We start from the raw sequence: 14,601 nt of genomic DNA on the forward strand, positions 1-14,601 counted from the left end.
GCCGCCGACGTAGGATGACGGAATCCGGTCCCGGGGTGTTCCTCCAAACACTCCGGGGCCGGATTCCGTGTCTCTCCGGGAGGTTCCTCCAAGCCCCGGGGGCGCGGATTCCGCGCGGCCCGGCGTGCCCGGTCCCCGTGCTCCGCCGGGGGTTCCCGGCGCGGCGGCCCGGTTGCACGAAGCTGCCGCGGCGCGTGCAGCAAGCTGTCACGACGGCCCCTGCTGTCCTGCCTTCCCCGCTGGCATGGTCGTCCTGCCGGGGCACCCCCGGCAGGACGACACAGCCGAAGGGGACAGAAGTGTTCGGTTCTCCGCATTCATGTCGGCCGGCCATCGTGATCCGTACCGCCGCCGCCACCCGCACCGCGGCCGTCACGGGTCTCGCACTCGCCGCACTCACGCTCGGTACTCCCGCCGCCCTCGCCGCCCCGGGGGCCGATACGGACGGACAGCGTCCCGCCCACGGGGTGGTGCGGGTCTGCACGGAGGTGGAGGCGTTCCTCGCCCGGCTGCCGCTGCCCGCACCGGCACCGGTGCCGGTCTGCAAGCTGGTCAACGGCTGGGACTAGGGCCTTGATGCGGTTCCAGCTGCTCGGCCCCCTGACCCTCGCGGACGGACCCGAGGCCGTGGTGCTCCAGCCGTCGAAGCCGACGATCCTGCTCGCGGCGCTCCTCCTGCACGCCAACTCCGTCGTGTCCGCCGACTACCTCCAGCGGGCCGTGTGGGGAGAGGAACAGCCGGCCACCGCCAAGGCCGCGCTCCAGACCTGTGTGCTCCGGCTGCGCAGGCTCTTCGCCAAGCACGGCGTGACCGAGACATCGATCGAGGCGGTTCCCGGCGGCTACCGGATCACCGCCGGACCGCACACCCTGGACCTGCTCGGCTTCCGCGACCAGGTCCGCCGCGCGGTGCTGCTCTCCGACGACCCGGAGGCCGAACTCTGCGGGCTCAAGGACGCGTTGTCGCTGTGGCAGGGCTCGCTGCTCGCCAATGTGCGCTCCGACGTGCTGCACCGGGACGAGGTGCCGCGCCTCGCCGAGGAACGGCTGCGGAGCGTGGAACGCGTCTGCGACCTGCTGCTGGGGCTCGGACGGCACGGTGAGGCGCTCGTCGAACTGTGGACCGCTACGCGCGTATACCCGGGACACGAGCGGCTCCACGAGCTGCTGATCGAGGCGCTCTACCGGACCGGGCGGCAGACCCAGGCGCTCGCCGAGTACCGGAGGGTCAAGGGGTTCCTGCTGGACGAGCTGGGGGTCGATCCGTCACCCGCCCTCCAGCAGCTGGAACTCGCGATCCTGCGGGGCCGGGACCTGGGCCCCGTGGGCCCCCGGACCGCGCTGCCGGGCCGTCCCCCCGCGCCGGGCGCACGGCACAACGACGGGGGCCCGAGAGCGCTGGAAGGACCGGCGGCCCCCGCCGCGGACACGTCGGCACCCCCCGGCACGCCCGCCGGGGAGGTGGCCCCGGACCCGGCGGCGGGTGCGGCACGCCCGGGGGGCGGCCCGGACGTCCCCGCGCCGAGGGCCGTGGCGCGCGCCGCCGCGGCCGCGTCGCCCGAGGCCCGCCCCGTACCGAACTTCACGGGACGCGAGAACGAGACCGCCGCGATGGCCGCCCGGCTCACCGGGGCCGTGGCCGACGCCGACCGGCATCCTCCGCCCATCCTGGTGTCGGGGGCGCCCGGCGTCGGCAAGTCGGCCCTCGCCCACCACGTCGCCCACCTGGTGCGGGACGCCTTTCCCGGCGGCCGCGCGGTCGTCCGGGCGACCCGGCCGGACGGGGAGGCCCGTACCGCCGCCGACCTCGCGGCGGAGGCGGCCGAGGTGCTGCGGCCCGGCGCGGACGGCGCGCGGGTCCTGCTCGTCCTCGACGACGTCGTCCGGGCCGATCAGGTGCGCCCGTTGCTGCCCGCCGTCGCACGGGCCCAGGGAGCGGTGATCGTCACCAGCCGGATGGGCCTCGCCGGACTCGTCGCCACGCACGGCGGCTGGGTGCACCGGCTCTCGGTGTTCACCGCGGCCGAGTCGTACGCGCTGCTGGTCTCCGTCCTCGGCGCCGAACGCGTCGAGGCGGAACCGGAGGCCGCCCACCGGCTCACCGCGCTGTGCGGCCACTTCCCGCTCGCCCTGCGCATCCTGACGGCCCGGCTGCTGACCCGGCCCGCGCTGACGCTCGGGGACGCCGTCGACTGGTTCGGCGACGATCCGCTGGCCCGCCTCGCCCTCCCGGACGCGCCGGGGCTCTCCGTGACCGCCGTCCTCGACGCGGCGCTGAACCGGCTCGACCCGAGGCTCTCCGCGGCCTTCCACCGGGCCGCGACCGGCACCGGGGCCGCCTTCACCGCCGACGACGTCCCGGACACCACCGAGGCGGTCCTGGAACGGCTCGCCGACGCCGGGCTGCTGGAGGACGGCCCGCCCGGCCCCTACCGGATCCACGAACTGCTCCGCGCCCACGCACGGAGAACCGACCAGGAACGCATCCGCCGCACAGAGAAGGTGTGACCCCATGGCCGAGACCGCCGCCACCACCGAGCGCGCCCCCGATGCCGTGCCGACGGCCGAACCCGCCCGAAGCGCCTCCGCCCCGGCGGCGTCGGCCTTCGACACGCTGTCCGGGACCCGGCCGCGCATCCGCCGGGACGTGCTGTTCACCGAGACCCCCGGCGGGGTGCTCTTCCACAACGCCGACGGCGGCTTCCACCTGGCCGGACGCACCGCCTACCGCTTCGCCTCCCTCGTCGTGCCCCATCTGACCGGTGACCACCGGCTCGCCGACCTCTGCGCGGGCTTCGGCCCCGCCCAGCGGGCGATGGCCGCGGAACTCGTCAAGACGCTCTACGCCCGCGAGTTCGCCCGCGACGTGCCCGAACCCGGCACCGGACCGGGCCCGGTGCCCGACGAGGTCGCCGGGCGCTTCGCCGCGCAGATCGCCTACATCGACCACTACGCCGACGGCGCACCGGAGCGCTTCGCCCGGTTCCGCGCCACCCGGGTCGCCGTCCTCGGCGACGACGAGACCGCCCGCTGGTGCGCGCTGAGCCTGCTGCGCAACGGATGCGTACGGATCGGTACGAGCGCGGAGTCCGACGAGGTCACGGCCGAGGCGGACCGGGCGGCCGCGCACGTCGAACGGGTCACCGCCGGGGCCGGTGCGGGCTGGCCGGAGCTCGACGGCTACGACGTCGTCGTGGTGACCGGCGCCGGTGCCGGGCCGCGCACCCAGCGGCTGCTGGCCGCCGGGGTGCCCGAGGGCCGGACACTGATCCCCGCCTGGCGGTTCGGCGAGCGCCTGGTCGTGGGACCGCTGGCCACCGCCGCGTCCACCGGCTGCTGGTGCTGCGCCGTGCTGCGGCTGGGCGGCAACGTGGACGCGGGAGCGGCGGCGGAGCTGTGGAGCCGGGCGGCCGGGGCGGTGCCGGTGTCCTCGGACGCCGTGACCGGGCCGGTCGCCGCGATGGTGGGCAACCTCCTGGGGTACGAGGTCTTCCGCCTCACCACCGGCGCGCTGCCCGCCGAGACGAACCGCCAGGTCCTGATCCAGGACCTCGCCTCGCTGGACGTCGTGGCCGAGCCGGTCGCCCCGCACCCCCGCTGCGCACGCTGCGCGGACGCGGGCGGCCACACGCCCGCCGGGGCCCTGCCGGACGGGCTCGCCCTGCCGGTCACCGCGACGGTGGAGACCGCCCGCGACGCCGAGGAGCTGGTCGAGGAGCTGAACCGGCACGGCGCGGCGACGGTGCGCCCGCACACCGGGATCTTCCGGAGCTGGGACGACGAGGCGCTGACCCAGACCCCGTTGAAGATCAGCCGGGTCGAGGTGGCGCTCGGGGCCGGGGAGCGGCGCCGGATCGCCGCCTTCGACGTGCACCACCTGGCGGGGGCGCGGATGCGGGCCCTGTACGCGGCGGCGGTCGCGTACGTCGAACACGTGGTGCCGCTCGACGTGCCGGCGGCGGCCGGGGCGGCGGACCGGGTGCTGGGCCCGGACGCGTTGACCACCGGCGGCGGCACCGGGGCGGTCCCGGACGCCTGGACCGTCGCCACCTCGCTGACCGGCAAGGAGGCGGTCCGGGTGCCCGCCGCCGCCGTGCGGTCCTTCGGCGCGTACAACCGGGGGCGCGTCCACCTCGCGACGACGGCCGGTTCGGGGGCCGGGGCCGACGCCCGGGAGGCGGCGGGGACCGGCCTGATGTCGGCCCTGGGGCACGACGCCCTGCTGCGGGCGGTCCGCGGCACCACCGGGGTCCGCCCGGTCGCCGTCGACGGCGACGATCCGGAGCTGGTGTTCCTGCTGAAGTCCGCCGCCAATCTGGATCTCGCGGTCGAGCTGCTGGACCTGGGCGAGCACGGGCGCACCACGGCCCACGCGGTGCTGGCCCGGGAGGCCGAGGGCGGCAGTGCCCGGGGGCGCTGGGCGGTCGGCGCCGGGCTCTCCCGCCGGGCGGCGGCCTGTGCGGCGCTGCGGGACCTGCTCGGGCAGGCGCAGCTGGCCGCCGAGGACCCGGGCACCCCGGTGGACACCGGCGACCCGCTGGTCCGGGACCTGGCCGCGGCGAGCGTCGCGGTGACCGGTGCGCCGGTCGCCGTGGAGGGGCCCGCCACCACGTTCGACGCGGTCCTCGACGCGCTGCGGGCGGCGGGCCGGGACGCGCTGTACGTGCCGACCACCCCGGCCGACCTCGCCGCGGGCGGCATCAGCACCGCGCGGGTGCTGCTGACGGCGGACGGGGAGGCCGGCGCCGATGCCCGTTGACACCCCGGTCCGGGAGGCGCCCGTACTGTCCCGGACCGCGCACGCCCTCGCGGCGGCGCTCCGGGAGGCGCTGGCCGGATACGGCACCCCGCACCCGCTGGACGTGGCACCGCTCGGGGTGCGTGACGCCTTCGCCGATGTGCCGGAGGATGCGGACACATACGGCTCCCGCCGGGCGGACGCCGTACCCGTGCGGTTCTACGGGCGGCACGCCGTCGTCGGCCCCTTCGTGCCGGGCGGCGGTGCCCGGACCGGTGCGCCGGGCTGCGTCCGGTGCCTGGAGCGCCGCTGGCAGGCGGTCCGCTCCGTCGCGCTGCGCGAGGCGCTGGAGCTCGGCTCCGGAACCCGGGCGGCCGGGGAGTCCCCGTACCCCACACCGTTCGCCGTGCACGCGGTGGCCGGACTCGTCGCCGCCAGGCTCGCCGGTGCCGGGCCGCGGACCGGCACCCGATGGGCGGTGCACCTGGTGGACCTGGAGACGCTGACGGTCCGGCACTATCCGGTCGTCCCCGACCCCGAGTGCCCGCGCTGCGGGACGGGCGAGCCGGACACCGCCGAGGCGGCGGAACTCGTGCTCGGCCCCGCGCCCAAGCGCCGCCCCGGCGGCTTCCGGGTCCGGGACATCGAGGCGTACGACCTGCCGGTCGAGCCCTACGCCAACCCGGTGTGCGGCTCGCTCGGCCCGTCCGTCGTCCAGGACGTCTCCTCCACCTCCACCTCGGCGGCCATCGGCTGCTTCTCGATGCGCTCGGGCGCCTATCTGCGCGAGACGTTCTGGGGCGGCCATGCCGACACCTACGCCGCGTCCATGCGGATCGGGGTGCTGGAGGGGCTGGAGCGGTACGCGGGCATGCGGCCCCGCGCCAAGCGGGCCGGTACGACGGACTCCCTGGACGCCCTGCGCGCCCGCGGCGAGCACGCGCTCGACCCCCGGACCTGCGGGCTGTACTCGGAGGCGTTCCACCGTGCCAACCCCCGGGTCGCCCCCTTCACCCCGGACCGCCCGATCCCCTGGGTCCACGGCTGGTCGCTGCGCGACGGGCGCACGGTCCTGGTGCCCGAGGTCCTGACGTACTACCACGCCCCCGGGCTGGAGAACCGCTTCGTCCAGGAGAGCTCCAACGGCTGTGCCTCCGGCGGCTGCCTGGAGGAGGCCGTCTACTGCGGGCTGATGGAGGTCGTCGAGCGCGACGCCTTCCTGCTCACCTGGTACGGGCGGGCCGCGCTGCCGGAGGTCGACCCGGCCACCAGCCGCCGCCCCGCCACCCGGCAGATGACCGACCGGCTGGAGATGTACGGCTACGAGGCCCGCTTCTTCGACACCCGGATCACCTTCCCGATCCCGGTGGTCACCGGGGTGGCGGTGCGCCGGGACGGCGGGCCGGGCCTGATGTGCTTCGGCGCCGGGGCCGGGCTCGACCCGGAGGCGGCCCTGGCCGGGGCGCTGTGCGAGATCGCCACCGACGCGGTCAACCTGCCCCGCCGCACCGAGCGGGACCGGGACCGGCTGCGCGCGATGGCCGCCGACTTCGACCGGGTCGAGGCACTGCACGACCACCCGCTGGTCTACGGCCTGCCCGAGATGGGCCACCACGCGCACTTCCTGATCGGCGCACCGGGCGCGCCCCGCCCCGCGAAGCGGTCTTTCGACGAGCTGTACGGGAACGGGTCGGTGCCGCCGGTCTCCGACGATCTGCGCGAGGACCTGATCCGGTGCGTGGACGCCGTCGCCGCCGCCGGATTCGATGTGGTCGTCGTCGACCAGACCATGCCCGAACAGCGCGAACTGGGGCTGACCACGGTCAGTGTCCTGGTGCCGGGGCTGCTGCCGATCGACTTCGGCCGGAGCAGGCAGCGCGCCCTCGGCATGGACCGGCTGCGCACCGCGCTGCGCGTCGCGGGGCTGCGCGACCGCGATCTGACCGACGCCGACCTCAACCCGGCCCCGCACCCCTTCCCATGACCGCCGCCACCGCCCGGGGCCGCCCGCCGCGACCGTTGCCCCGCCGACCGCCCCGCACCCCTTTCCGTGACCGAGGAGCCCGCCATGGGGTACGCCCATGAATACGCCGCCGCGATCCTGCACCGCGGCCGCATCCCGATGGACCCCGCCGACTACGTGCCGAACTGGTCGGACGGGCCGCGCAAGACCAAGTTCTACCCCGGCACCGACAGCATGCCGCTGCCCGACTGCGACTACCCGGCCCACGCGGACCTGGACCGGGGCCTGGCCCGGGAGACCGGCGGGGACGGGGCGTTCGACCTCGCGCTGCTGTCCGGGATGCTCCGCGACTCCTACGGGCTGACCGGCCGCCGCCTCGGCGTCCAGACCAACACCGATCTGAACGCCCTGCCGTTCTACCCGCTCGCCAACTGGTCCCGGGGCACCGCCTCCGGCGGCGGCCTCTACCCGGTGGCCGTGCACTGGGTCTCCGGGGCCGGTGCCCCGGTGCCGCCCGGGGTGCACTACTACTCCACCCGCCACCACGCCATGCAGCGGCTGCTGACCGGCGACGTGACGGGCGAGGTGCGGGCCGCGCTCGGGGACGGGGCCCCGGGCCCGGACACCGACCAGTACCTGGTCCTGTCCATCAAGTACTGGCAGAACTCCTTCAAGTACAACAACTTCTCCTTCCACGCCGTGTCCATGGACCTCGGCGCGTGCGTGCAGACCTGGCGGATGTGGGCCGGGGCGCGCGGGCTGTCCGTGGAGCCCGCGCTCTGGTTCGACGAGGAACGCCTCGGACGGCTGCTCGGGATCGACACGGCACAGGAGGGCGTCTTCGCCGTCGTCCCGCTGAAGTGGGCCGGTTCCGCCGCCTCCCGCACCCCCGGCCCGGCCCCGGTGTCGGTGCGCCACCGTGATCAGGAGCGCTCGCGCACCGTCCTCGGCTTCGACGCGCTGCGCCGGATGCAGGCCGTGACCGCCGCCGCGGCCACCGAGCGCCCCGCCCCCTGGGCGCTCGCCCCGGCCGCCGCGCACCCCGTCGTCGCGGACCGCCCCGCGACGCCGCTGCCGCCCTGCCCGCCGCTCTCCACCGATGTCCGCACCGCGCTGCGCGCCCGCCGCAGCAGCTTCGGCCGCTTCGATGCCCAGCGCCCGCTGACCGCCGAGCAGTTGGCCTCCTGCCTGGCGGCCACGGCGGCCGGTTCGCTGATCGGAGGGGACGGCGGCGGGCACCGGCTGGCGAAGCTCTACGCGTTCGTCGGCCACGTCGACGGGATCGAACCGGGGGCGTACGAGTACGACCCCGACGCGCACGGTCTGCGCCTGGTGAAGCCGGGCGCGCCGGGCGCCTTCCTCCAGAAGAACTACTTCCTGTCGAACTACAACCTGGAGCAGGCGGCGGCGGTCCTGGTGCCCACCGTCCGCACCGACGCCGTCCTCGACGCCGTCGGGGACCGCGGCTACCGCCTGGTCAACGCCACCGTCGGGGCGATCGCCCAGACCACGTACACCACCGCCTCCGCCCTCGGCGTCGGCTGCGGCGTCGCCCTGGGCTTCGACAACATCTCGTACATCGAGGAACTCGGCCTCGACGGGACCGGCGAGGCCCCGCTGCTGATCATGATGATCGGCAACGAGCGGCCCGCCCCGGCCGACTTCCGGTACGAGATCGCCTGAGTGCGCCCGCCCCACGAGCACCACGAGACGACCGGAACGAGAAGGGGAGATCCCGCCATGACGCCGGAACACCCGGCCACCGCCGCCCCCGCGGCCGTCACCCGCCCCCGCTTCGTGCTGCGGGTCGCCGGGCTGCCCGTCGACAGTGTGCGGGGCCTGCGCTGCCCGGACAGCCGACGCTGGGCCGACGACGTGCTGCGCGCCACCGAACGGGTGCGCGCCGACGGCGAACGGCTCGGCGACCTGCTCCACGACCTGGTCGGCGGGAGCGAGGACGAGACGCTGCGCCGCACCCTGCTCGCGCTGCGCCGCGACCTCTTCAACAACCGGCTGCCCCGGCCCGCCGCGGCCGACCGCGCCCTGACCCTGCTGCGCGGGCTCGGCGGCCCGGCCGGCGACGCGCTGACCGCCTGGCTCGCCGCACGGCACCGCCTGGAGGAGCAGCGGGCGGCGGGCGCCGCCCTGCTCGCCGGGGAGACCGCCCGCGCCCGCGTCCAGCTGCGCGCCCTGGCGGGGGAGGAACGGCTGCGCAAGGCGCTGCTGCTCGCCTCCCCGGCCCTGGACGCGCAGCTGGACGCCTACGTACGGTCCGACGCCGCCGCGCCGCCGGACCGCAAGCAGCGCAAGATCGAACGCTCGCTGCTCTCGTACCTGTACCGCACGGCGTGCAAGACGAGCCCGTTCTCCACGTTCACCGGGGTCGCCCTCGGCACCTTCGGCGAGGGCGGCGGCCCGGACGGCGGCTCGGACCGGGGCCTGCGGGTGCGGATCGACGACGCGTGGGACGGCAGGCTGCGGCTGAACGTCGCCGCCGTCGGACGGCTCGCCGAGGCCGTGATCGCCGACCCGGCGCGCCGGGCCGACCTGCCGGTCGCGCCCGCCTCCGGCTGGGGCCGCGACGACGACCGGGTGCGCTACGTCCGCCGCTGGATCACCCAGGGCGACGAGGACACCGCCGTCACCTTCGACGCGGTGAAGGACCGGCTGTTCTTCCTGCGCCGCAGCGGCACCCTGGAACGCCTCCTCGGCCTGTTCGAGGAGCGCGGCACCCTCCGGTACGGGGAGCTGACCGACTGGCTCGCCCAGGACCGGGACGCGGACCCCCAGGAGTGCGCCCAGTACCTCCAGGCGCTGCTGGACATCGGCATGGTGCAGGTGCCGTGCCTGCGGACCGAGGTCCACGACACCGATCCGCTGCGCGCCTTCCAGGACTCGCTGCGCGGGCTCGGCCGCCCCTGGGCCGACCGGCTCGCCGGGCGTCTGGAGGCCCCGGCGTCCGGCATCGAGCGGTTCGCCGACGCGGACCCGGCCGAACGCCGTGCGCTGATGGGGGAGTTGCGCGGCGCGCTGCGCGCCCTCCAGGAGGAGGAGCTCGGCGTGGACGGGGCCCGGGTCCCCCAGACCCTGCTCTACGAGGACGTGGCGGCCGGACGCCACGCCGGACTGTCGGCGTCCGCCTGGGAGCGGCTGGCGGCCGGGCCGCTCGGGGCCGTGGAGCGCGTGCTCCCCGCCTTCGACCTGACGCTTCCGCAGCGCATCACCTTCCAGGGGTTCTTCCTCGCCCGCCACGGGCAGGGCGGGCGCTGCGACGACCTGCTGAAACTGGTCCACGACTTCCACGAGGACTTCTTCGACCAGTACATGTCGTTCACCGCGAAGCGCACCGCCTTCGACGCGGACGGCTCCTACGTCCCCGAGGAGAACTGGCTGTCGCTGCCGCAGCTCAAGGCCCTCGACACCGCCCGGCAGACCTTCGTCGAGCGGATGCGCGGTCTGTGGGCGGCCTGGGAGGCGGACCCGGGGAACAGGGCGCGGACCGGCGCGGCGGAGATCCGGGTGGACGGCGCCCTCCTCGACGAGGTCGCCGCCGAACTCGACACCGTACGCGGGGAGTTCGCACCGATGGCGCACCATGTGCAGATCGCGGACCGGCCCGGTGACCCGCTGGTCGTGCTCAACCGCTCCTACGGCGGGGTGTCCTTCCCGTTCAGCAGGTTCACCCACCTCTTCGACGGCCTCGACGAGCAGCTCCTGGCCGCCACCGCCGATCTGCTGCCCGACGGCGCCGTCCTGGCCGAGGTCACCGGCGGGCCGGTCACCAGCAACCTCAACCTGCACGGCCGTCTCACCGCGTACGAGATCGTCTGCCCCGGCGAGCGCGGCACCCTGCCCGAGGAGTACCGGATCCACCTGGACGACCTGCACCTCGTCCACGACCGCGACGCCGACCGTCTGGTGCTGCGCTCCACCCGGCTCGGCCGGGAAGTGGTGCCGGTCTATCTCGGCTACCTCGTCCCGCTCGCCCTGCCCGAACTGCCCCGCACCCTGCTCCTGCTCTCGCCGACCTCGATGTCCCCGCTGAACGTGTGGGGCGGTGTCCCGGAGGGCGTGCCCGTGGACGGGGTCACCGGCCGGCCGCGGGTCCGGCACGGCAGCGTGGTGCTCAGCCGGCGCAGCTGGAGCGCGCCCGCCGCCGTGCTGCCGCTGCGCGCACCGGGCGGGGCGGACGACGCGTGGTTCCTGGGCTGGCAGGCGTTCCGCCGTGCCCACGGGCTGCCGGACCGGGTCTTCGCGACCGTCGCCGACAGCGGGGCGCGCGGCGCGACCGGTGCCAAGCCCTGCTACGTCGACTTCGACAGCCCGCTCTCGCTGGCCGCGTTCGAGGCCCTGGTCAAGACGGCCGGGGCGCGGGTCGTGTTCCGGGAGATGCTCCCCGACGAGGACGGCCTGCACACCGTCTCCGGCCGGGGCCGCCACGTCGCCGAACTCGCGGTGGAGACCGCCGCCCCCGTCGAAAGGACCGACCCGTCATGAGTACGGCACAGCCCGCGCGGACCGCCCCCGGCACCGGCCGGGGAGCCTGGCAGGCCACACACGTCTTCTACGCCGCCAACCCGCGGCCCATGCTGACCCGGTGCGTCCGCCCGCTGGTCGAGGAGCTGGCGGCGGACGGTCTGCTCGACGGCTACTTCTTCATCAACTACTGGCTGGAGGGGCCGCACGTCCGGCTGCGGATCAGGCCCTCCTCCCCCGGGGCCGAGGCCGAGGTCCGGCGCCGTACGGAAGCGGCGGTGGACGCGTTCCTGGCCGAACGGCCCGCCCTGTACGAGGTGGACTCCGGCTTCCTCAACGACTTCTACAACACCCTGTTCGACATCGAGTTCCCCGGCGCCGAGCGCGGTCGCTTCACCGACGACCAGGGCCGGATGCGGCTGCGGCCCAACAACTCGCGCAGCGCCGAGCCGTACGAGCCGGAGTACGGCAAATACGGCGGCCCGGCCGGGATCGAGCTGGCCGAATGGCATTTCCGGCACTCCAGCGACCTGGTCATCGACGCTTTCCGGACGAAGAACCTCCATTTGCGGACCGTGCTGCTCGGCACCTCCGCCCAGCTGATGATGGTGATGTCCGCCGCGTTCCTCCCGGACCGCACCGAGCTGGCCGACTACCTGGACAGCTATTACGAGTTCTGGCACAAGGCGTTCCCCGGTACGGGGTTCATCGGCAGCGACGAGTACGACCGCAACTACGCCGCCATGGCGCCCGGTCTGGCCGCCCGGTTCGCCGGTGTCCGCGCCGCCGTCGCCGCACCGGTGGGGGCGGGGGCCGGGGAGGGCGGCCCGGCACGGCTGCCCGGCTTCCTCGCCGGATGGGCCGAGCACTGCGCCGAACTGCGGGAACGCGCGGTCCGGCTGAGCCGCGACGGCGACCTCGTGTTCCGCTCCTGGGACGGGGAGCGCGACGAAGTCGTCACCGATCCGGCGGCCGCGCTGCCGCTGCTGCTCTCCCCGTACATGCACATGACCAACAACCGGCTGCATGTGACGATCCGGGACGAGGCGTATCTCGCGCACATCCTCGGCCGGGCGCTGCGGGAGACGGGATGAGCGCCACCCCGCCCGGGGCCGCCGGGGGACTCGCCGGGTACCGGCCCGAGCTGGCCCCCCAGGTCCTGCTGAGCGACGCGATGCTCCAGGGCGCGGCCACGGTGCACCTGATCAAGGACACCGCCGGGGGAGGCTCCTTCCGGGTCGGCGCCAAGGAGCACTTCCTGATCGCCCGGATGGACGGCAGCCGCAGCCTGGCGGAGATCGGCGAGGAGTACGCGCGGGAGTACGGGCGCAGGCTGGACGGCGCCCGCTGGCAGCAGATCCTGCGGATGCTCGGCACCCGGGGACTGCTGGCGGGGGCACCCGCCCGCCCGGCCGACGGCCCCGTATCCGCATCCGCATCCACGTCCGCGTCCGTGCCCGTATCCGCACCCACGTCCGTATCCGCGCCCGTGCCGCCGCCCGTTCCCGCGTCCGCTCCCGCCGTGCCGGAGCGCGGGCTGTTGCGCGGCAGCATCCGGCTGGTCGCCGACGCGGACGCCACCACCGACCGGCTGCACCGGGCGGTCGGCTTCCTGCTGGCGCCCGGCTGGCTGGTGCCGCTGCTGGCCCTGGTGCTGGCGATGGAGACGGTGCTCGCCCTGCGGGCCGGTGAACTGCTCGACGCGACCAAGGCGCTGTTCGGTAATCCGGTGCTGCTGGTGGGGGCCGCCACGCTGCTCTGGTTCAGCACCGCGCTGCACGAACTGGCCCACGGGGTGGTTGCCCGGCACCACGGCGGCACCGTGGCCGAAATCGGACTGCGCTGGCGGCTGCCCGTGGTCATCATGTACTGCACGGTCGGCAACTACCTCTATTTCGGCTCCCGTTGGCAACGCATCCAGACGGCGTCGGCCGGTGCCGTGATGAACCTGCTGTTCCTGCTGCCGTTCTGCGCGCTGTGGCTGTTCGCCCCCCTGGACACCGCGACGCGCGACGCGCTCGGCGCGCTGCTGCTCCTGGGCAGCGTGCAGGCGCTGGCCATGCTCGTCCCGTTCCCGCCGCTCGACGGCTACCGGATCGCAAGCCAGCTGTGCGGGGCCACCGAACTGGCCGGTTCGACCGTCGCCTACCTGCGCCTGGCCGCCCGCCGCGACCCCGCGGCGGGCGACTACCCGCGCCGGGCCCGGATCGCGTACCGGGCGTACGCGCTGGGCACGGTCCTGGTGCTCGTGGGCATCGCGGCAGCCGTCGTGGCGGCGGCCCGTCACTTCCTGACCACCTGACCCCCCGACCGCCCGCCCGGCGGTCCCCGCCGCCGACCGTCCCCCTCCCCAGGCCCGACCCATCAGACCGCCGATCAGCGGCGGACAAGGAGAACTCCATGACCCCCACCGCCCCCTCCGCCTCCCCGGGCAACCAGGCAGACCCGGACGGCGAACGGTCCGCAGCGGCCGTCGTCCTCGACGCCGTGCACAAGAGGTACGGCGACCGGAACGCCGTCGACGGGGTGTCGTTCACCGTGCGGCGCGGCGAGTTCTTCGGGCTGCTCGGTCCCAACGGGGCGGGCAAGACCACCCTCGTGGAGATCATGGAGGGCCAGCGGAAGGCCGACTCCGGGACCGTCGCCGTGCTCGGCGTCAGCCCCTGGCCGCGCAACCCGGAGCTGCTTCCCCGGCTCGGCGTGCAGACCCAGAGCTCGGCCTTCTTCGTCCGCCTCACCGCCCGCGAGCACCTGCGCACCATGGCCGCGCTCTACCGGACGGACGACGCGGCGGCGGACCGGGCGCTGGCCTCCGTCGGCCTCACCGAACAGGGCGGGACCCGGGTGGACGACCTCTCCGGCGGTCAGCGCCAGCGCCTGGCCATCGCCTCCGCGCTCGTCCACGAACCCGAAGTGATCTTCCTGGACGAGCCCACCGCCGCCCTCGACCCCCAGGCCAGGCGCGCGCTGTGGCAGGTGCTGCGCGACCTCAAGGGCGAGGGCCGCACCATCATCTACACCACCCACCACCTCGACGAGGCCGAGGCGCTGTGCGACCGCGTCGCGATCATGGCCGAGGGGGCCGTCGTCGCCCTGGACAGCCCCGCCCACCTCATCGCCGCCGCCGCTCCCACCACCCGGTTGGTCGTCCCCGACGACCGGATCACCGCCGAACAGGCCCGAGCCATCGACGGCGTCGACGCCGTCACCGAGGAACCCGGCGCCCTCGTGCTGGAAACCCTCGAATCCGGCAAGGTGCTCGCCGCGATCGACGCCCTGGCCGGACTGCGCGGCGTACAGACCCGCACCGCCGGCCTGGAGGACGTCTACCTGGCGCTCACCGGCACCGGCACCGGCTTCGACCCGGACACCTCCCCCCAGCGGTAGCGCGCCCCCACCGCCCCGCCCCACCCACCGACTTCAG

At 75.2% G+C, this 14,601-nt stretch carries 9 protein-coding genes; all 9 read left to right on the forward strand.

The window, feature by feature from the left end; all coding sequences use genetic code 11:
* The first annotated feature begins 335 nt into the window (after positions 1-335).
* The 9 genes from ACFVFH_RS20300 to ACFVFH_RS20340 all read left to right on the forward strand — a co-directional run bounded on the left by ACFVFH_RS20300 (position 336) and on the right by ACFVFH_RS20340 (position 14,564).
* Positions 336-569 (forward strand): hypothetical protein, encoded by a 234-nt coding sequence (locus ACFVFH_RS20300; RefSeq protein WP_383770431.1) that lies wholly within the window; start codon positions 336-338, stop codon positions 567-569.
* A gap of 7 nt (positions 570-576) precedes the next feature.
* Positions 577-2,508, forward strand: coding sequence for a BTAD domain-containing putative transcriptional regulator (locus ACFVFH_RS20305; protein ID WP_383770749.1), 1,932 nt, complete (start codon positions 577-579; stop codon positions 2,506-2,508).
* Between the two features lie 4 nt (positions 2,509-2,512).
* Complete coding sequence (locus ACFVFH_RS20310; protein ID WP_383770433.1) at positions 2,513-4,759, forward strand: TOMM precursor leader peptide-binding protein; 2,247 nt, start codon at positions 2,513-2,515, stop codon at positions 4,757-4,759.
* Positions 4,749-6,722 carry a TOMM precursor leader peptide-binding protein gene (locus ACFVFH_RS20315; RefSeq protein WP_383770436.1) on the forward strand — a complete coding sequence of 658 codons (1,974 nt, stop codon included), beginning with the start codon at positions 4,749-4,751 and terminating at the stop codon, positions 6,720-6,722. The genes ACFVFH_RS20310 and ACFVFH_RS20315 overlap by 11 nt, the downstream gene beginning before the upstream one ends.
* Before the next feature lie 84 nt (positions 6,723-6,806).
* Positions 6,807-8,384 (forward strand): nitroreductase family protein, encoded by a 1,578-nt coding sequence (locus ACFVFH_RS20320; protein WP_383770439.1) that lies wholly within the window; start codon positions 6,807-6,809, stop codon positions 8,382-8,384.
* Positions 8,385-8,441: 57 nt separating this feature from the next.
* A complete protein-coding gene (locus ACFVFH_RS20325; RefSeq protein ID WP_383770441.1) occupies positions 8,442-11,198 on the forward strand; it encodes a lantibiotic dehydratase in 2,757 nt (918 codons plus the stop codon).
* Entirely contained in the window at positions 11,195-12,271 is a 1,077-nt protein-coding gene (locus ACFVFH_RS20330; protein WP_383770443.1) for a lantibiotic dehydratase C-terminal domain-containing protein, read from the forward strand. Before ACFVFH_RS20325 ends, ACFVFH_RS20330 begins: the two co-directional genes overlap by 4 nt.
* Complete coding sequence (locus tag ACFVFH_RS20335; RefSeq protein WP_383770445.1) at positions 12,268-13,479, forward strand: M50 family metallopeptidase; 1,212 nt, start codon at positions 12,268-12,270, stop codon at positions 13,477-13,479. Before ACFVFH_RS20330 ends, ACFVFH_RS20335 begins: the two co-directional genes overlap by 4 nt.
* Before the next feature lie 98 nt (positions 13,480-13,577).
* Positions 13,578-14,564: an ABC transporter ATP-binding protein gene (locus ACFVFH_RS20340; protein ID WP_383770448.1), complete on the forward strand. Its 987-nt coding sequence runs from the start codon at positions 13,578-13,580 to the stop codon at positions 14,562-14,564.
* The last annotated feature ends 37 nt before the right edge of the window (positions 14,565-14,601 follow it).

The organism is Streptomyces sp. NPDC057697 (assembly GCF_042799335.1).
Taxonomy (GTDB): Bacteria; Actinomycetota; Actinomycetes; order Streptomycetales; family Streptomycetaceae; genus Streptomyces.

What these genes read in the sequence shown, in the direction of transcription:
- ACFVFH_RS20310 (WP_383770433.1), top strand. Translation starts at nt 2,513, where the DNA reads ATGGCCGAGACCGCCGCCACCACCGAGCGCGCCCCCGATGCCGTGCCG.
- ACFVFH_RS20305 (WP_383770749.1), top strand. Translation starts at nt 577, where the DNA reads ATGCGGTTCCAGCTGCTCGGCCCCCTGACCCTCGCGGACGGACCCGAG.
- ACFVFH_RS20325 (WP_383770441.1), top strand. Translation starts at nt 8,442, where the DNA reads ATGACGCCGGAACACCCGGCCACCGCCGCCCCCGCGGCCGTCACCCGC.
- ACFVFH_RS20330 (WP_383770443.1), top strand. Translation starts at nt 11,195, where the DNA reads ATGAGTACGGCACAGCCCGCGCGGACCGCCCCCGGCACCGGCCGGGGA.
- ACFVFH_RS20315 (WP_383770436.1), top strand. Translation starts at nt 4,749, where the DNA reads ATGCCCGTTGACACCCCGGTCCGGGAGGCGCCCGTACTGTCCCGGACC.
- ACFVFH_RS20340 (WP_383770448.1), top strand. Translation starts at nt 13,578, where the DNA reads ATGACCCCCACCGCCCCCTCCGCCTCCCCGGGCAACCAGGCAGACCCG.
- ACFVFH_RS20335 (WP_383770445.1), top strand. Translation starts at nt 12,268, where the DNA reads ATGAGCGCCACCCCGCCCGGGGCCGCCGGGGGACTCGCCGGGTACCGG.
- ACFVFH_RS20320 (WP_383770439.1), top strand. Translation starts at nt 6,807, where the DNA reads ATGGGGTACGCCCATGAATACGCCGCCGCGATCCTGCACCGCGGCCGC.